Genomic DNA, 12,182 nt, shown 5'->3' with positions numbered 1-12,182 from the left:
ACCGTCCGTTCAAAACACAGCCATTCCCAGGAGACATCCCATGAACCACTTCACTTCACGCCGCAGCCTGTGCGCCCTGCTGCTGGCCGCAGGCGCCGCACCGGGCGCCATGGCGGCCGATGCCGGCGCCTATCCCACGCGCCCGGTGCGCCTGATCGTGCCGTTTGCGGCCGGCGGCACCACCGACATCGTGGCGCGCGCGATTGCGCCGCGCATGGCCGAGGCGCTGGGCCAGCCGCTGGTGGTGGACAACAAGGGCGGCGGCGGAGGCGCCATCGGCGCGCACGAGGCCGCGCGCGCCCAGCCCGACGGCTACACGCTGGGCGTGGCCACCGTATCCACCACGGCCACCAATCCGGCCATCAACCCGCGCCTGCCCTACAACCCGCTCACCGATTTCACGCCCATCACCAACATTGCGGCCACGCCCAATGTGCTGGCCGTGCATCCGGGCTTCAAGGCGCAGAGCTTTGCGGCCTTCGTGGACGAGGTGAAGAAGAACCCCGGCAAGCATGCCTACGGCACGGCGGGCACGGGCTCCATAGGCCACATGCTGATGGAGCTGATGTCCAGCCGCTCGGGGCTGTCGCTCACGCATGTGCCCTACCGGGGCTCGGGCCCTGCGCTCAACGATGCGGTGGCGGGCCAGGTGCCCATCGTCTTCGACAACCTGCCCTCGGCCCTGCCCTTCATCAAGGCGGGCCGGCTCACCGCGCTGGCGGTGGCCGCGCCCGAGCGCCTGGCCCAGCTGCCCCAGGTGCCCACCTTCAAGGAGCTGGGGCTGGAGCCTGTCAACCGCAGCGCCTTCTACGGCATCTACGGCCCCAAGGGGCTGTCGCCCGAGATCGTGGCGCGCCTGCATGCGGCCGCCCAGCGCGCGCTGGCCAGCCCCGAGGTGCGCCGCCAGATCGAGGACACGGGCTCGCGCGTGATCGGCAACCGCCCCGAGGAGTTCGCGCGCGAGATCGCGGCCGAGAACGCCCTGTACCGCAAGATCGCCACGGAGCGGCGCATCGTGGCGGATTGAGGGGCAGCCGGCGAAAGGGAGGATAGGGGCTGCGAAAGAATTTTCGCCAACGCTGTCACAACGCGCACGCCCCGCGCGTCTTGAAGGTATGGGCCAGCCATTCCGGCCGGCTGCTACATCCCTCAAGGAGTGTTTTCCATGACCGCTTCGTCTTCCGCTGCCACCGGCGCCCGTCCTCTTGCCGCCCCCACGCCGCGCCTGAACTTCCAGGCCGTGGCCCCCGAGCTGTACAAGGCCCAGGCCGGCATCAACGCGCTGCTGCACGAGTCCAGCCTGGGCATCCAGCTGCTGGAGCTGGTGTTCCTGCGCGTCTCGCAGATCAACGGCTGCGCCTTCTGCGTGGACATGCACACGCGCGAACTGCTGTCCCGGGGCGAGGACCTGCAGCGCATCAACAGCATCGTCACCTGGCCCGAGGTGGATTTCTACGACGGGCGCGAGCGCGCCGCCCTGAACTGGGCCGAGCGCTGCACGCGCCTGAGCCAGGCCCATCCCGAGCAGCAGGACTTCGAGGCGCTGCGCGCGCATTTCAGCGAGCGCGAGATGGTGGAGCTGACCTATGCCATCGGCAGCATCAATGTCTGGAACCGCCTGTGCGCGGGCTTTGCAGCCCCCGTGGTACGCAAGCCGATCAAGCTCTGAACGTGCGCAAGCCGCTCACTCCGCCGTGAGCTTTCGCTCCTTGACCAGCCTGCCCCACTGCTCGTACTCCTTCTTCATGAAGGCCGCGAACTCGGCGCGCGTGGTGGGCTGGGGGGTGAGGCCGTGCTTGTTCAGCGCGTCCTTGACGCCGGGTTCATTGAGTACCTTGACGATCTCGGTGTTCCAGCGGTCCAGCATCGGCTTGGGCGTCTTGCCCGGTGCCACGAAGGCATACCAGTTCAGTGCCTCGAAGCCGGGATAGCCGGCTTCGGCCACCGTGGGGATGTCGGGCATGTACGCCGGGCGCGTGAGGCCCGTGGTGGCCAGCGGGATCAGCTTGCCGGCCTCGATGTGGGGCAGGGCCGTGGGCGGCGCTGCGAAGTAGCTGGTCACGCGCTCGCCCAGCAGGTCCTGCAGCGCGGGCGCGCCGCCCTTGTAGGGCACGTGCACCATGTCGATGCCCGCGCGCTGGTTGAACAGCTCGCCTGCCAGGTGGGAGGCCGAGCCCGCGCCCGTCGAGGCGTAGTCCACCGTGCCCGGGTTCTTCCTGGCCTTGGCCACGAACTCGGCCAGGGTCTTCACGCCCGCGCCCTTGTGCACCACCAGCACGTTGGGAAAGTTCACGCCGCCCGAGATGGGCGCCAGGTCCTTGAAGGGGTCGTAGGGCAGCTTCATCAGGTGCGGCGCAATGGTCAGCGGCCCCACCGAGCCGAACAGCAGCACCGAGCCGTCGGCCGCCGCATTGGCCACCTGCTGGTGGGCGATGTTGCCGCCCGCGCCGCCCTTGTTCTCCACCACCACGCTCTGGCCGATGTTCTCGCCCAGCTTCTTGGCGATCAGGCGCGCGGCCGCATCGGCAGCGCCGCCGGCGGCGAAGCCCACGACCAGGGACACGGGCTTTTTGGGAGGAAAGTCCTGGGCCTGCGCACTGGCGGCCAGTGCGAGCAGGGAGGCGGCCAGGGCGCTGGCGTGCAGGAAGTTGCGCTTGTTCATCATGGGGTTGTCTCCGTCATTGGCTGGGAATCGGGGCGGATGCGGCTAGTCGGCACCCAGCCCGATGGGGCTGGGCTGGCGCTTTTCGGTGTTGTGGCGCAGCAGGGACGCCGTGCGGAACACGCCGTGCGCGAACTTGCCGTAGGGCAGGGTGGCGAACAGGGCGATCACCGCGCCCAGGTGCAGGCACAGCAGCAGGGCCAGGGCCGGCGTGCCGCGGCCCAGCCACAGCGCCATGCCGCTGGCCGCGACCAGGAACAGCAGGGCGATGAAGCCCAGGTCCATGGGTTTCTGGCGCGCGTCGCCATGCAGCGGGTGGCGCCTGCGGTTCAGGTGCCACAGGCCTGCGGTGCCCAGCATGAGGCTGGTGCCGCCCACGGCGCCCAGCAGCTTGGGCAGGCTGGGGAATTCGTAGGGCGCGGCCCAGCCGAACACGTAGTGGTAGACCGTGGCCAGCGCCGTGGCCGCAAAGCACAGCATGAATCCGTAGAAGGTCAGGTGGTGAAAGCGCCTGCGGCTCAGGGTGTAGGCATCGTCCTCGTTGTGGCAGCCCTCGCCGTGGCCGCCGTCCAGGTATTTGAGGCGCAGCACGTCCTGCGCGGCCTCGGCCGCCGCCGGCGTGCCCACGTCCACGCCGCCGGTGGCGGGCTTGACGTCCTTCCAGAAGCGGCGCACGCCCATGGCCAGCGCCAGCACCACGAACAGGAACACGGGCGCGAAGATGCCCACCAGCAGGTTGTGCGGGAACAGGTTGTAGAAGTTGGCGCCCAGGTCGGCGCCCCACAGCCGGCCCGGGCCGCCCTGCAGGGCCACGGCCAGCACCAGGAACAGCGACAGGCCTGCGGCCAGGGCCAGCGACAGCGTGAGCCCGTTCCTCTGGTACAGGCGCCCCAGGGCGAGCGGCCAGGCGTAGTCGGCATAGGTCTGGCCGCGCACCTCGGCCATGGCCTTGGGGATGTTGATGGCGAATTCATGCGGCGGCGCGTACTGGCAGGCATGCAGGCAGGCGCCGCAGTTGTGGCACAGGTTGGCCAGGTAGTGCACATCGGCCTTGCCGAACTCCAGGCGCCGCGTCATGGCCGGGAAGACCGCGCAAAAGCCTTCGCAGTAGCGGCAGGCGTTGCAGATCTGCAGGGCACGCGCCACCTCGCCTTCGGCGGCCGTTTCGGTGGAGACCGGCAGGATGGGAATGACCCGGCCGGCGGCCAGGTCCTGGGCTTCTTGGGCCAGGGCGCTAATTGTGTTTTGCATATGTGTCGTCCATGGGGTTGGCTTGCCGCCCGCAGCGCTTGAAGTAGGCCTGCTCCTGACCAGGGACAGCGAGCAAGGGCCGCCCCGCAGCGAGGCTGTCGTCCCCCTTGGGGGATGGCGCGCAGCGACTCAGGGGGGTCTTCATCTCACTGCGCCGCGCACGGCAGGTTGTCCGGCGGCGGCCAGGGCCGCGTTGCGGCCCGCGATGCGGCCGAACGCCGTGCCGATGGACATGCCCACGCCGGCCGTATAGCCCTTGCCCAGCACGTTGCCGGCCATCATTTCGCCGGCCACGAACAGGTTGGTGCTGGGCTGGCCGGAAAAGCGCACGGCCGCCGTGTCGTCGGTCTCCAGGCCCAGGTAGGTGAAGGTCACGCCGGGGCGCAGCTGGTAGCCGTAGAAGGGCGCCGTGTCGATGGGGCGGGCCCAGTGGGTCTTGGCGGGGGCCAGGCCCTCGGTATGGCAGTCGTCCAGCGCCGTGTGGTCGAAGTGGCCGACGCGGCAGGCGCCGTTGTAGGCATCCAGGGTCTGCATGAAGCGGTCCTCGTCCAGGCCCAGCTTGCGTGCCAGCTCGGGCAGGGAGTCGGCGCGCACGCCCGGGAAGACCGGCGGCATGAAGCGGCCTATGGCCTTGGCGTCGATGACGGACCAGGCGGTCTGGCCCGGCTGCTGGGCCACCAGGCGGCCCCAGATGGCATAGCGCTTGGGCCAGAAGTCCTCGCCCTCGTCGTAGAAGCGCTCGGCCTCGCGGTTGACCACCACGCCCAGCGAGACGCAGTCGATGCGCGTGCAGATGCCGCCGTCGTACAGCGGCGCGCGCGCGTCGATGGCCACCATGTGGGCCTGGGTGGGGTCGCCGATGCGGTCGGCGCCATGGTCTTCGAGCAGGTGGCGCAGCAGCACGCCGCGGTTGAAGGCCGTGCCGCGGATCAGGAAGTTGTCGGACGGCCATTCGCCGCGCGCGTTCTGCCCCCATGCCTCGCGCAGCCACTCGCGGTTGGACTCGAAGCCGCCCGCCGCCAGCACGCAGGTCTTTGCGGTGATGCGCTGCGCGCCCACCCAGGCGGCCTTGAACTCGCCGTCCTCGATCTCCAGCCGGTCCACGGGCGACGCGTAGCGCACCTGCACGCCCAGCCGTTCGGCGCTGCGGTAGTAGGCATTGACCAGGGCCTTGCCGCCGCCCATGAAGAAGGCATTGGTGCGCGCCACGTGCAAAGCGCCCGACAGCGGCGGCTGGAAATGCACGCCGTGGCGGCGCATCCAGTCGCGGCAGGTGGAGGAGGCGCGGATCACCATGCGCGCCAGGTGCTCGTTGGTGATGCCGCCCGTGACCTTGAGCAGGTCCTGCCAGAACTCCTCCTCGGGGTAGGCCTCGACCAGCACGTCCTGGGGCGCGTCGTGCATGCAGCGCAGGTTGCGCGTGTGGCCGGAATTGCCGCCGCGCCATTCGCGCGGCGCCGCCTCCAGCAGCAGCACGCTGCGGCCTGCCTCGCGCGCCATCAGGGCCGCGCACAGGGCGGCATTGCCGCCGCCTATGACCAGGACATCGGGGTCCATGGAGTTCTCCTTGCATTCGCCATCGTGGGGATTGCGAATGTAGGGAGAACGCCGCTCGGCGGGCAGGGGCCCGCCGGCATGGGGGTATCAGTCTTCGTGATGGATGAGGGCCGTGCCGGCCCAGGCACCGCCGCGCAGCAGCTGGCGCACGCAGTCGATCAGCACCACGCGCGCGGCCAGGGCGGCGGGCGACAGCTCATCCTCGGACAGGCTGCACAGCAAGTTGGTGCGCAGGGCATCTTTGTCCGTGATACGCGACCACTCGAAGCGCTGCGCGGCGTCGGCATAGCGGCCCATGGAGGCCCAGGGCTGCACCGTGCTGCCCAGGCCCGCGTCCACGGCGGCCATGACCATGGACAGCGAGTCCACCTCCAGCACCAGATGCGGCGTGAAGCGCGCCTGCGAGAAGGCCGTGTCCAGCGTGCTGCGCAGGCCGTGCAGGCCCGTGGGCAGGATCAGCGATTCGCCGGCCAGGTCGGCCAGCGCCATCTGCGGCGGCAGCGGCTCGGGGTGGTGGCCGCGCGCGCGGATCAGGAACAGCTCCTCCTCGATCAGCGGGTGCACCTGCCAGCGCCGCCCGCCTGCGCGGGCCTGACCGCCGTGGAGGCGGGCGTCGAACAGCACGGCCATGTCCAGCGCGCGCGCATTGAGCATGTCGGTCAGGTGGCCGGACATGCCCTCCACCATGTGCAGGCGCACATCGGGGTAGCGCGCGCGCATGGCCTGCATCATGGGCAGGCCCAGCATGGCCGAGGTGGTGGGCGCCAGGCCCACGCTGACCGAGCCCGACAGCCGCGCCTGCTGCGCGCTGCGCACGGCTTGCTCGGCATGGCGCAGCGTGAGCTGGGCCTCGCGGAAGAAGGCCACGCCCGCCTCGGTGGGCACCACGCCGCGCGGCGTGCGCTGCAGCAGCCGGGTGGACAGCTCGCTTTCCAGGCGGCTGACCTGCTGGCTCAGCGCGGACTGGACCATGTCCAGGTCCAGGGCGGCGCGGCTCATGGAGCCGAGTTCGACGATGCGGACGAAGTAGCGGAGTTGTCTCAGTTCCATGGGGGCGGCGCTTGTGGTGTGCAGCGCCGATTGTCGGTGCAGACCGGGGCTTGGCCTCAGATGCCGCGCGGCAGCAGGGCCGCCAGGGCCTCGCCTATCGAGCGCGCAATCAGCTTCTGGCGCTCGCCGGGCATGCGCTCCAGCGTGGAGGCCACGCTGACGGCGGCCACGGGCTCGCCTTCGGCATTGCGCACCGCCATGCCCACGGCCAGCACGCCGCGCGTGGCGTGGTTGCCGATGACGGACCAGCCGCGCTGGCGCGTGGCCTTCACCAGCAGGGCCATGCGTTCGGGCGTCATGCCGCCGTACTGCTCCAGCACGGGCGCGTTGGCCGCCATCGCGGCCTGCACCTCGGCATCGGGCAGGGCGGCCAGCAGGGCCAGGCCCGCCGCTCCCACGCCCAGCGGCTGGCGCGTGCCCACCTGGATCACCAGGATCTGCACCGGATGCGTGCCCACATGGCGGGCGATGCAGTGCGATGCCGCGCCTTCGCGCACGATGGCAAAGGCCGCGTCCGCGCAGCCCGCACTCACGCGCTCCAGCACGGGCTGCAGCCGCACGGCCATGTTGGGCTGGCCTGCGCTGGCGGCCGTGGCCGCCAGCCGGTGGCCGGCCGCATAGCCGAAGCGCCCCCTGTGCGCCACATAGCCGCTGTCCACCAGAGTGGACAGCAGGCGGTACACCGTGGCGCGCTCCAGCCCCGTGGCGCGGCACAGGTCAGCGACGCGCAGGCCCTCGCGGCCTGCGGCCAGCACGGCGTCCAGCACCTGCAGGCCACGGCGCAGCGTGCGGCTGCCGGCATCGTCGGCGGAGAGTGGAATGTCCGCTGGCCGGACGTTTGGATTGGTGCTGCGCGAAGCCATGGAAAAGAATTTCCCGGTGATTGCAGGCAGGGCAGAAAAGGGCCTGCGTGCAGCGCGCAGTGTGCCGCAGGCCGTCGAAAGCCCACACAGGCAGACATAAGCGGACATCAGCGGACATCAGAACGATCACCTGGAGACAAGACATGACAACCCCTGCCCGTTTCAATCCGTGGGCGCGCCGGCGCCTGCTGGCCTGTTCCTTCACCTGCGCACTGGCCGGCATGGCCGCCGCGACCGTCGCGACCGTGGCGTTGGCGCCCGCGCCCGTGCTGGCGCAGCCGGCGGCCTGGCCGGCCCGGCCCGTGCGGCTCGTGGTGGGCTATGCGGCCGGTGGCGCCACCGACGTGATCGCACGCCTGGTGGCCGCCAGGATGGGCGAGCAGCTGGGCCAGAGCGTGGTGGTGGACAACCGCACGGGCGCCAACAGCAATGTGGGCGCCGAGGCCGTGGCGCGGGCGCCTGCGGACGGCTACACGCTGTATGTCTACACCATTGCCAACACCATCAATGCCTCGCTCTACCCCCGGCTCGGCTATGACCCGGTCAAGGACTTCGAGCCCATCGGCCTGATCGCCAAGATTCCCAACATCCTCGTGGTCAACCCGCGCCTGCCCATACAGAACGTGGCCGACTATGTGCGCCATGCCCGGCAGAGTGCGCAGGGCATCAGCTTCGCCTCGTCGGGCAGCGGCTCGTCGATCCACCTGTCGGGCGAGATTTTCCGGCAGCTGTCGGGCCTGCGCATGCTGCACGTGCCCTACCGGGGCAGCGCACCGGCCATCACCGACCTGCTGGGCGGGCAGGTGGATTCCATGTTCGACAACGCGCCCTCGGCCCTGCCCCACGTGCAGGCCGGCAAGCTGCGCGCGATCGCCATCACCAGCGCCCGGCGCTCGGCGCTGCTGCCCGATGTGCCCACGCTGGCGGAGTCGGGCTATGCGGGCTTCGACGTGCAGTCGTGGTTCGGCCTGGCCGCCCCTGCGGGCACGCCGCCCGCCGTGATCGAGCGCCTGAACCATGCCCTGAATACCGCCCTGGCCGCACCCGAGCTGCGCCAGCGCCTGGGCGAGATGGCCGCCACGCCCGAGCCCGGCACCCCGGCGCAGATGCGCAGCTTTGCGGCGTCGGAGATCAAACGCTGGCGCGAGGTGGTCAAGGCCTCGGGCGCCACCGCCCAGTAGTTCGGCACACGTTCGGCAAAAGCTCGACACAACCGCCCCACAAGGAGACGACCCCCATGCAACCCATTGATTTTTTCTGGCGCGCGGCCGAACGCTGGCCGCAGCGCATCGCCATCGACGCGCCGGGCGGCTGCATCCGCTATGACGCGCTGGCCCGCAAGGTGGCCGCGCTGGCGGCCGGCCTGCAGGCGCTGGAGCCCGCCGTGCAAAGCCGCGTGGGCATCTGCGCGGGCAACAGCGCAGACCATGTCGCCGCCCTGCTGGCGGTGATGGCCAGCGGCAAGGTCTGGGTGCCGCTCAATCCCAAGAGCACGCAGTCCGAGGTGCGCCGCATCATCGATGCCACCGAGCCTTCCATCGTGCTGTGCGATGCGGGTGGCGCTGCGCTGGTGCAAGGGGCGCCGGGCATCCACCTGGTGCTGGGCGAGGGCACGGCGGCCCTGGAGCAGGCGCAGACCGGCGCTTTGCCTGTGATGCCCGACCTGCCCGCCGATGCCATCCAGGCCATCAAGTTCACGGGCGGCACCACGGGCCTGCCCAAGGGCGTGATGCAGCCCTGCCGCGCCTGGATGGCCGGCATTGCCAACCAGATCCAGGCCTGGGGGTTCGATGAGCATGACCGCTACGTCATGGCCGCGCCCATCACGCATGGCACGTCCACCTACCTGCTGCCCATCCTGGCGCAGGGCGGCTGCCATGTGCTGCTGGACGGTGCGGGTGCCGAGGCCGTGCGCAGCGCCTTTGCCCTGCGCGGCGGCACCGTGTGCTTCATGCCGCCCACCCTGATCTACATGCTGATGGCGCTGCCGGGCGCCAGCCGTGCGGACTTCCCCGCCCTGCGCCGCCTCATCTACGGCGGCGCCGCCATGCCGCCCGAGAAAATCCGCCAGGTGCGCGCCTTCTTCGGCCCCGTGCTGGCCACCACCTATGGCCAGACCGAGGCGCCGCAGATCCTCACGGCCATGCGGCCCGAGGACTTCGAGGACGAAGGCCTGTGGACCTCCGTGGGCCGGACCACCTGGTTCAGCGACCTGGCCATCATGGCGCCCGACGGCCGCCTGCTGCCCCGGGGCGAGGTGGGCGAGGTCGTGGCGCGCGGCGATCTGCTGATGAGCGGCTACTGGCGCCTGCCCGGCAAGACGGCCGAGACCCTGGTGAACGGCTGGCTGCACACGGGGGACCGGGGCCTGATCGATGCGCAGGGCTACCTGCACCTGAAGGACCGCCTGAAGGACCTGGTCATCACGGGCGGCTTCAACGTCTATCCCGTGGATGTGGAAAACGCCCTGGGCCAGCACCCGGCCGTGCATGAGTGCGTGGTCTTCGGCATCCCCGACGACCATTGGGGCGAGGCCGTGCAGGCCGCCGTGCAATTGCGCGCCGAACTGCGCCCCGACCAGCGGCCGGACGAGGCCGAACTGATCGCCTTCGTGCGCCAGCGCCTGGGCCCCGTGCAGACACCCAAGCGCATCCACTTTCACGCCAGCCTGCCGCGCTCGCCCGTGGGCAAGCTGCTCAAGACGGCCGTGCGCGAGCTTGCGCTGGCACCCCGCTGATCCCGCACACCATCACAAGGAGACCCTGGCCATGGCAACCCCCCAACCCCCCGTCACCCGCCTGTGCACCCACACCCTCACCAGCCTGCATTACCGCGATGCCGACCTGGTCGAGGACCTGATGGGCAAGAAGACCTTCACCGAGGTGATGCTGATGCAGATCCTGGGCCGAACGCCGCGCCCCGTGGACCTGCGCATCGCCGATGTGGTGCTCATCGTGCTCATGGAGCATGGCCTCACGCCCAGCGCCATCGCCACGCGCCTCATCTACATGAGCGCGCCCGAGAACCTGCAGGGCGCCGTCTCGGCAGGCCTGCTGGCCGTGGGCAGCTCCTTCGTGGGCACCATGGAGAACTGCGCCGCGCTGCTCGACCGCATCGCCGCCGCCGCCGACCCTGATGCCGAGGCCCGCGCCATCGCCCGGCACCACAAGGCGTTGAAAAGCCCCGTGCCCGGCTTTGGCCACCACCTGCACAAGCCCGTGGACCCGCGCGCCTACAAGCTGCTGGACATGGGCCGTGCCGAACCCGAACTGGCGGGCAGCAGAATCCGCGCGCTCGAAACCCTGTCCGCCGCCGTGGACGCCGCAGCGGGCCGGCCCATCACCATCAATGCCACGGGGGCCGTGGCCGCCCTGCTGGGCGAGATCGGCGTGCCCACGGCCGTGATGCGCGGCTTTGCCGTGATCTCGCGGGCGGCCGGGCTGGTGGCGCATGTGGTGGAGGAGCAGCAAAGCCCGTCGGGCCGGTTCATCTGGGAAACGGTGGAGGAAGCCATCCCCTACGCGGGGCATGCAGTTTCCGCGAACGCTGCGTGAAGCAATGACCGATGGACCACCGCGCGCCATGCCGCGAGCATGGAGTCCATGCAACAAACCCATGGACTGTCCAGCGCCCTCGACGGCCTGCGCGTGGTGGACCTGTCCCGCATCCTGGCGGGACCCTGGTGCACCCAGAACCTTGCCGACCTGGGCGCATCGGTGCTCAAGATCGAGCGTCCCGGCACGGGCGACGACACGCGCGCCTGGGGCCCGCCCTTCGTGCAGGCGCCCGGTGGCGAGGCCGTGTCGGCCTACTTCCTGTCCTGCAACCGCGGCAAGCAGTCGGTGGCGCTGGACTTCACCGAGCCGGCCTCGCATGCCTGGCTGCTGCGCCAGATCCGCGATGCCGACGTGCTGGTGGAAAACTACAAGGCCGGCGCGCTGGCGCGCCACGGGCTGGACTATGCGGCGCTGGCCGCGATCAACCCCGGGCTGATCTACCTGTCGATCACGGGCTTCGGCCAGAGCGGCCCGTTTGCGCACAAGCCCGGCTACGACTATGTGTTCCAGGGGCTGGGCGGCCTCATGGGCTACACGGGCGTGGCCGATGGCGAGGAGGGCGCTGGCCCGCTGCGCACGGGCGTGGCCGTGGTGGACCTGATGACGGGCATGTATGCCACCAGCGCCGTGCTGGCGGCCGTGGTGCAGCGCCAGCGCACGGGGCGCGGCCAGCACATCGACCTGGCCCTGCTGGACGTGGCCGTGGCCATGAATGCCAACCAGGCGGCCAACTACCTGGTCAGCGGCGAGAACCCGCGCCGCACGGGCAACGCCCATCCCAATTGCGCGCCCTACGAGGTGTTTGCCTGCGCAGACGGGCATTTCATCCTGGCCATCGGCAATGACGGGCAGTTCGCCGCCCTGTGCTCCGTGCTGGGCACGGACTGGCACCTGGACGCGCGCTTTGCCACCAATGCCGCGCGCCTGACCGGCATGGCGCAGCTGCGCCCGCTGCTGCGCGCGGCGCTGGGCCGCTGGCCGCTGCAGGCCCTGACCGATGCGCTGGACACCGCCCAGGTGCCCTGGGGCTGCATCAACACCATGGAGCAGGTCTTCGCCCATCCGCAGGTGCGGCACCGCCAGATGCTGCAGACGGTGGAGCACCCGCAGCTGGGCACGCTGAGGCTGGTGCGCAACCCCATGGTGCCGGCCGGCAGCGGCGCCCAGGTGCCGCCGCCGCCCGTGCTCGGTGCGGCGCCGCAGGACCTCTGAATCCCTAGACATCGACAAGCCAAGAAGGAG

Annotated in this window: 11 protein-coding genes; 6 read left to right on the top strand and 5 right to left on the bottom strand. The window is 70.4% G+C overall.

From position 1 onward, the window contains the following. Window positions 1-40 precede the first annotated feature (40 nt). Both ACRSCF_RS29610 and ACRSCF_RS29605 read left to right on the top strand, forming a co-directional pair. Window positions 41-1,027 (top strand): tripartite tricarboxylate transporter substrate binding protein BugE, encoded by a 987-nt coding sequence (locus ACRSCF_RS29610; RefSeq protein ID WP_012202722.1) that lies wholly within the window; start codon window positions 41-43, stop codon window positions 1,025-1,027. A gap of 138 nt (window positions 1,028-1,165) precedes the next feature. Beyond that, entirely contained in the window at window positions 1,166-1,669 is a 504-nt protein-coding gene (locus tag ACRSCF_RS29605; protein WP_034366461.1) for a carboxymuconolactone decarboxylase family protein, read from the top strand. A 15-nt stretch (window positions 1,670-1,684) separates the two neighbouring features. Here ACRSCF_RS29605 and ACRSCF_RS29600 read toward each other — a convergent pair whose 3' ends face one another. From ACRSCF_RS29600 to ACRSCF_RS29580, 5 genes are all read right to left on the bottom strand, one after another. Next, window positions 1,685-2,665: a Bug family tripartite tricarboxylate transporter substrate binding protein gene (locus tag ACRSCF_RS29600; RefSeq protein WP_193615937.1), complete on the bottom strand. Its 981-nt coding sequence runs from the start codon at window positions 2,663-2,665 to the stop codon at window positions 1,685-1,687. 42 nt (window positions 2,666-2,707) lie between these two features. Continuing rightward, window positions 2,708-3,913 carry a tricarballylate utilization 4Fe-4S protein TcuB gene (gene tcuB / locus ACRSCF_RS29595; protein WP_126311096.1) on the bottom strand — a complete coding sequence of 402 codons (1,206 nt, stop codon included), beginning with the start codon at window positions 3,911-3,913 and terminating at the stop codon, window positions 2,708-2,710. 141 nt (window positions 3,914-4,054) lie between these two features. Then, window positions 4,055-5,470, bottom strand: coding sequence for an FAD-dependent tricarballylate dehydrogenase TcuA (tcuA, locus tag ACRSCF_RS29590; RefSeq protein ID WP_034366429.1), 1,416 nt, complete (start codon window positions 5,468-5,470; stop codon window positions 4,055-4,057). Window positions 5,471-5,557: 87 nt separating this feature from the next. Continuing rightward, the gene (locus ACRSCF_RS29585) at window positions 5,558-6,520 is read right to left on the bottom strand and encodes a LysR substrate-binding domain-containing protein (protein ID WP_012202727.1); all 963 of its coding nucleotides are present in this window, start codon (window positions 6,518-6,520) and stop codon (window positions 5,558-5,560) included. A 56-nt stretch (window positions 6,521-6,576) separates the two neighbouring features. Next, the gene (locus tag ACRSCF_RS29580; RefSeq protein ID WP_034366431.1) at window positions 6,577-7,383 is read right to left on the bottom strand and encodes an IclR family transcriptional regulator; all 807 of its coding nucleotides are present in this window, start codon (window positions 7,381-7,383) and stop codon (window positions 6,577-6,579) included. A gap of 143 nt (window positions 7,384-7,526) precedes the next feature. Here ACRSCF_RS29580 and ACRSCF_RS29575 point away from each other — a divergent pair, with 143 nt between their 5' ends. From ACRSCF_RS29575 to ACRSCF_RS29560, 4 genes are read left to right on the top strand one after another with little or no spacing between them, the layout of a single operon-like run. After that, the gene (locus ACRSCF_RS29575) at window positions 7,527-8,564 is read left to right on the top strand and encodes a tripartite tricarboxylate transporter substrate binding protein (RefSeq protein WP_126311098.1); all 1,038 of its coding nucleotides are present in this window, start codon (window positions 7,527-7,529) and stop codon (window positions 8,562-8,564) included. Between the two features lie 56 nt (window positions 8,565-8,620). Next, window positions 8,621-10,120 (top strand): class I adenylate-forming enzyme family protein, encoded by a 1,500-nt coding sequence (locus ACRSCF_RS29570; RefSeq protein WP_126311099.1) that lies wholly within the window; start codon window positions 8,621-8,623, stop codon window positions 10,118-10,120. Window positions 10,121-10,151: 31 nt separating this feature from the next. After that, window positions 10,152-10,937, top strand: a complete 786-nt coding sequence (locus tag ACRSCF_RS29565) for a citryl-CoA lyase (RefSeq protein WP_034366434.1) — start codon at window positions 10,152-10,154, stop codon at window positions 10,935-10,937. A 48-nt stretch (window positions 10,938-10,985) separates the two neighbouring features. Further along, window positions 10,986-12,152, top strand: a complete 1,167-nt coding sequence (locus tag ACRSCF_RS29560; RefSeq protein WP_193615938.1) for a CaiB/BaiF CoA transferase family protein — start codon at window positions 10,986-10,988, stop codon at window positions 12,150-12,152. Window positions 12,153-12,182: the final 30 nt, after the last annotated feature.

Origin of the sequence: Delftia sp. 11MD (assembly GCF_050907895.1) — a bacterium.
In the GTDB taxonomy this organism is placed as follows: domain Bacteria; phylum Pseudomonadota; class Gammaproteobacteria; order Burkholderiales; family Burkholderiaceae_C; genus Comamonas; species Comamonas tsuruhatensis.
Note: the sequence above shows the minus strand (reverse complement) of the source record. Positions and strands in the feature narration are given on the sequence as shown.

Bases quoted from the DNA above. Each gene is read 5' to 3' on its own strand.
- ACRSCF_RS29605 (WP_034366461.1), top strand. From the start codon at position 1,166: ATGACCGCTTCGTCTTCCGCTGCCACCGGCGCCCGTCCTCTTGCCGCC.
- ACRSCF_RS29610 (WP_012202722.1), top strand. From the start codon at position 41: ATGAACCACTTCACTTCACGCCGCAGCCTGTGCGCCCTGCTGCTGGCC.
- ACRSCF_RS29585 (WP_012202727.1), bottom strand. From the start codon at position 6,520: ATGGAACTGAGACAACTCCGCTACTTCGTCCGCATCGTCGAACTCGGC.
- ACRSCF_RS29600 (WP_193615937.1), bottom strand. From the start codon at position 2,665: ATGATGAACAAGCGCAACTTCCTGCACGCCAGCGCCCTGGCCGCCTCC.
- tcuA (WP_034366429.1), bottom strand. From the start codon at position 5,470: ATGGACCCCGATGTCCTGGTCATAGGCGGCGGCAATGCCGCCCTGTGC.
- tcuB (WP_126311096.1), bottom strand. From the start codon at position 3,913: ATGCAAAACACAATTAGCGCCCTGGCCCAAGAAGCCCAGGACCTGGCC.
- ACRSCF_RS29565 (WP_034366434.1), top strand. From the start codon at position 10,152: ATGGCAACCCCCCAACCCCCCGTCACCCGCCTGTGCACCCACACCCTC.
- ACRSCF_RS29580 (WP_034366431.1), bottom strand. From the start codon at position 7,383: ATGGCTTCGCGCAGCACCAATCCAAACGTCCGGCCAGCGGACATTCCA.
- ACRSCF_RS29575 (WP_126311098.1), top strand. From the start codon at position 7,527: ATGACAACCCCTGCCCGTTTCAATCCGTGGGCGCGCCGGCGCCTGCTG.
- ACRSCF_RS29570 (WP_126311099.1), top strand. From the start codon at position 8,621: ATGCAACCCATTGATTTTTTCTGGCGCGCGGCCGAACGCTGGCCGCAG.
- ACRSCF_RS29560 (WP_193615938.1), top strand. From the start codon at position 10,986: ATGCAACAAACCCATGGACTGTCCAGCGCCCTCGACGGCCTGCGCGTG.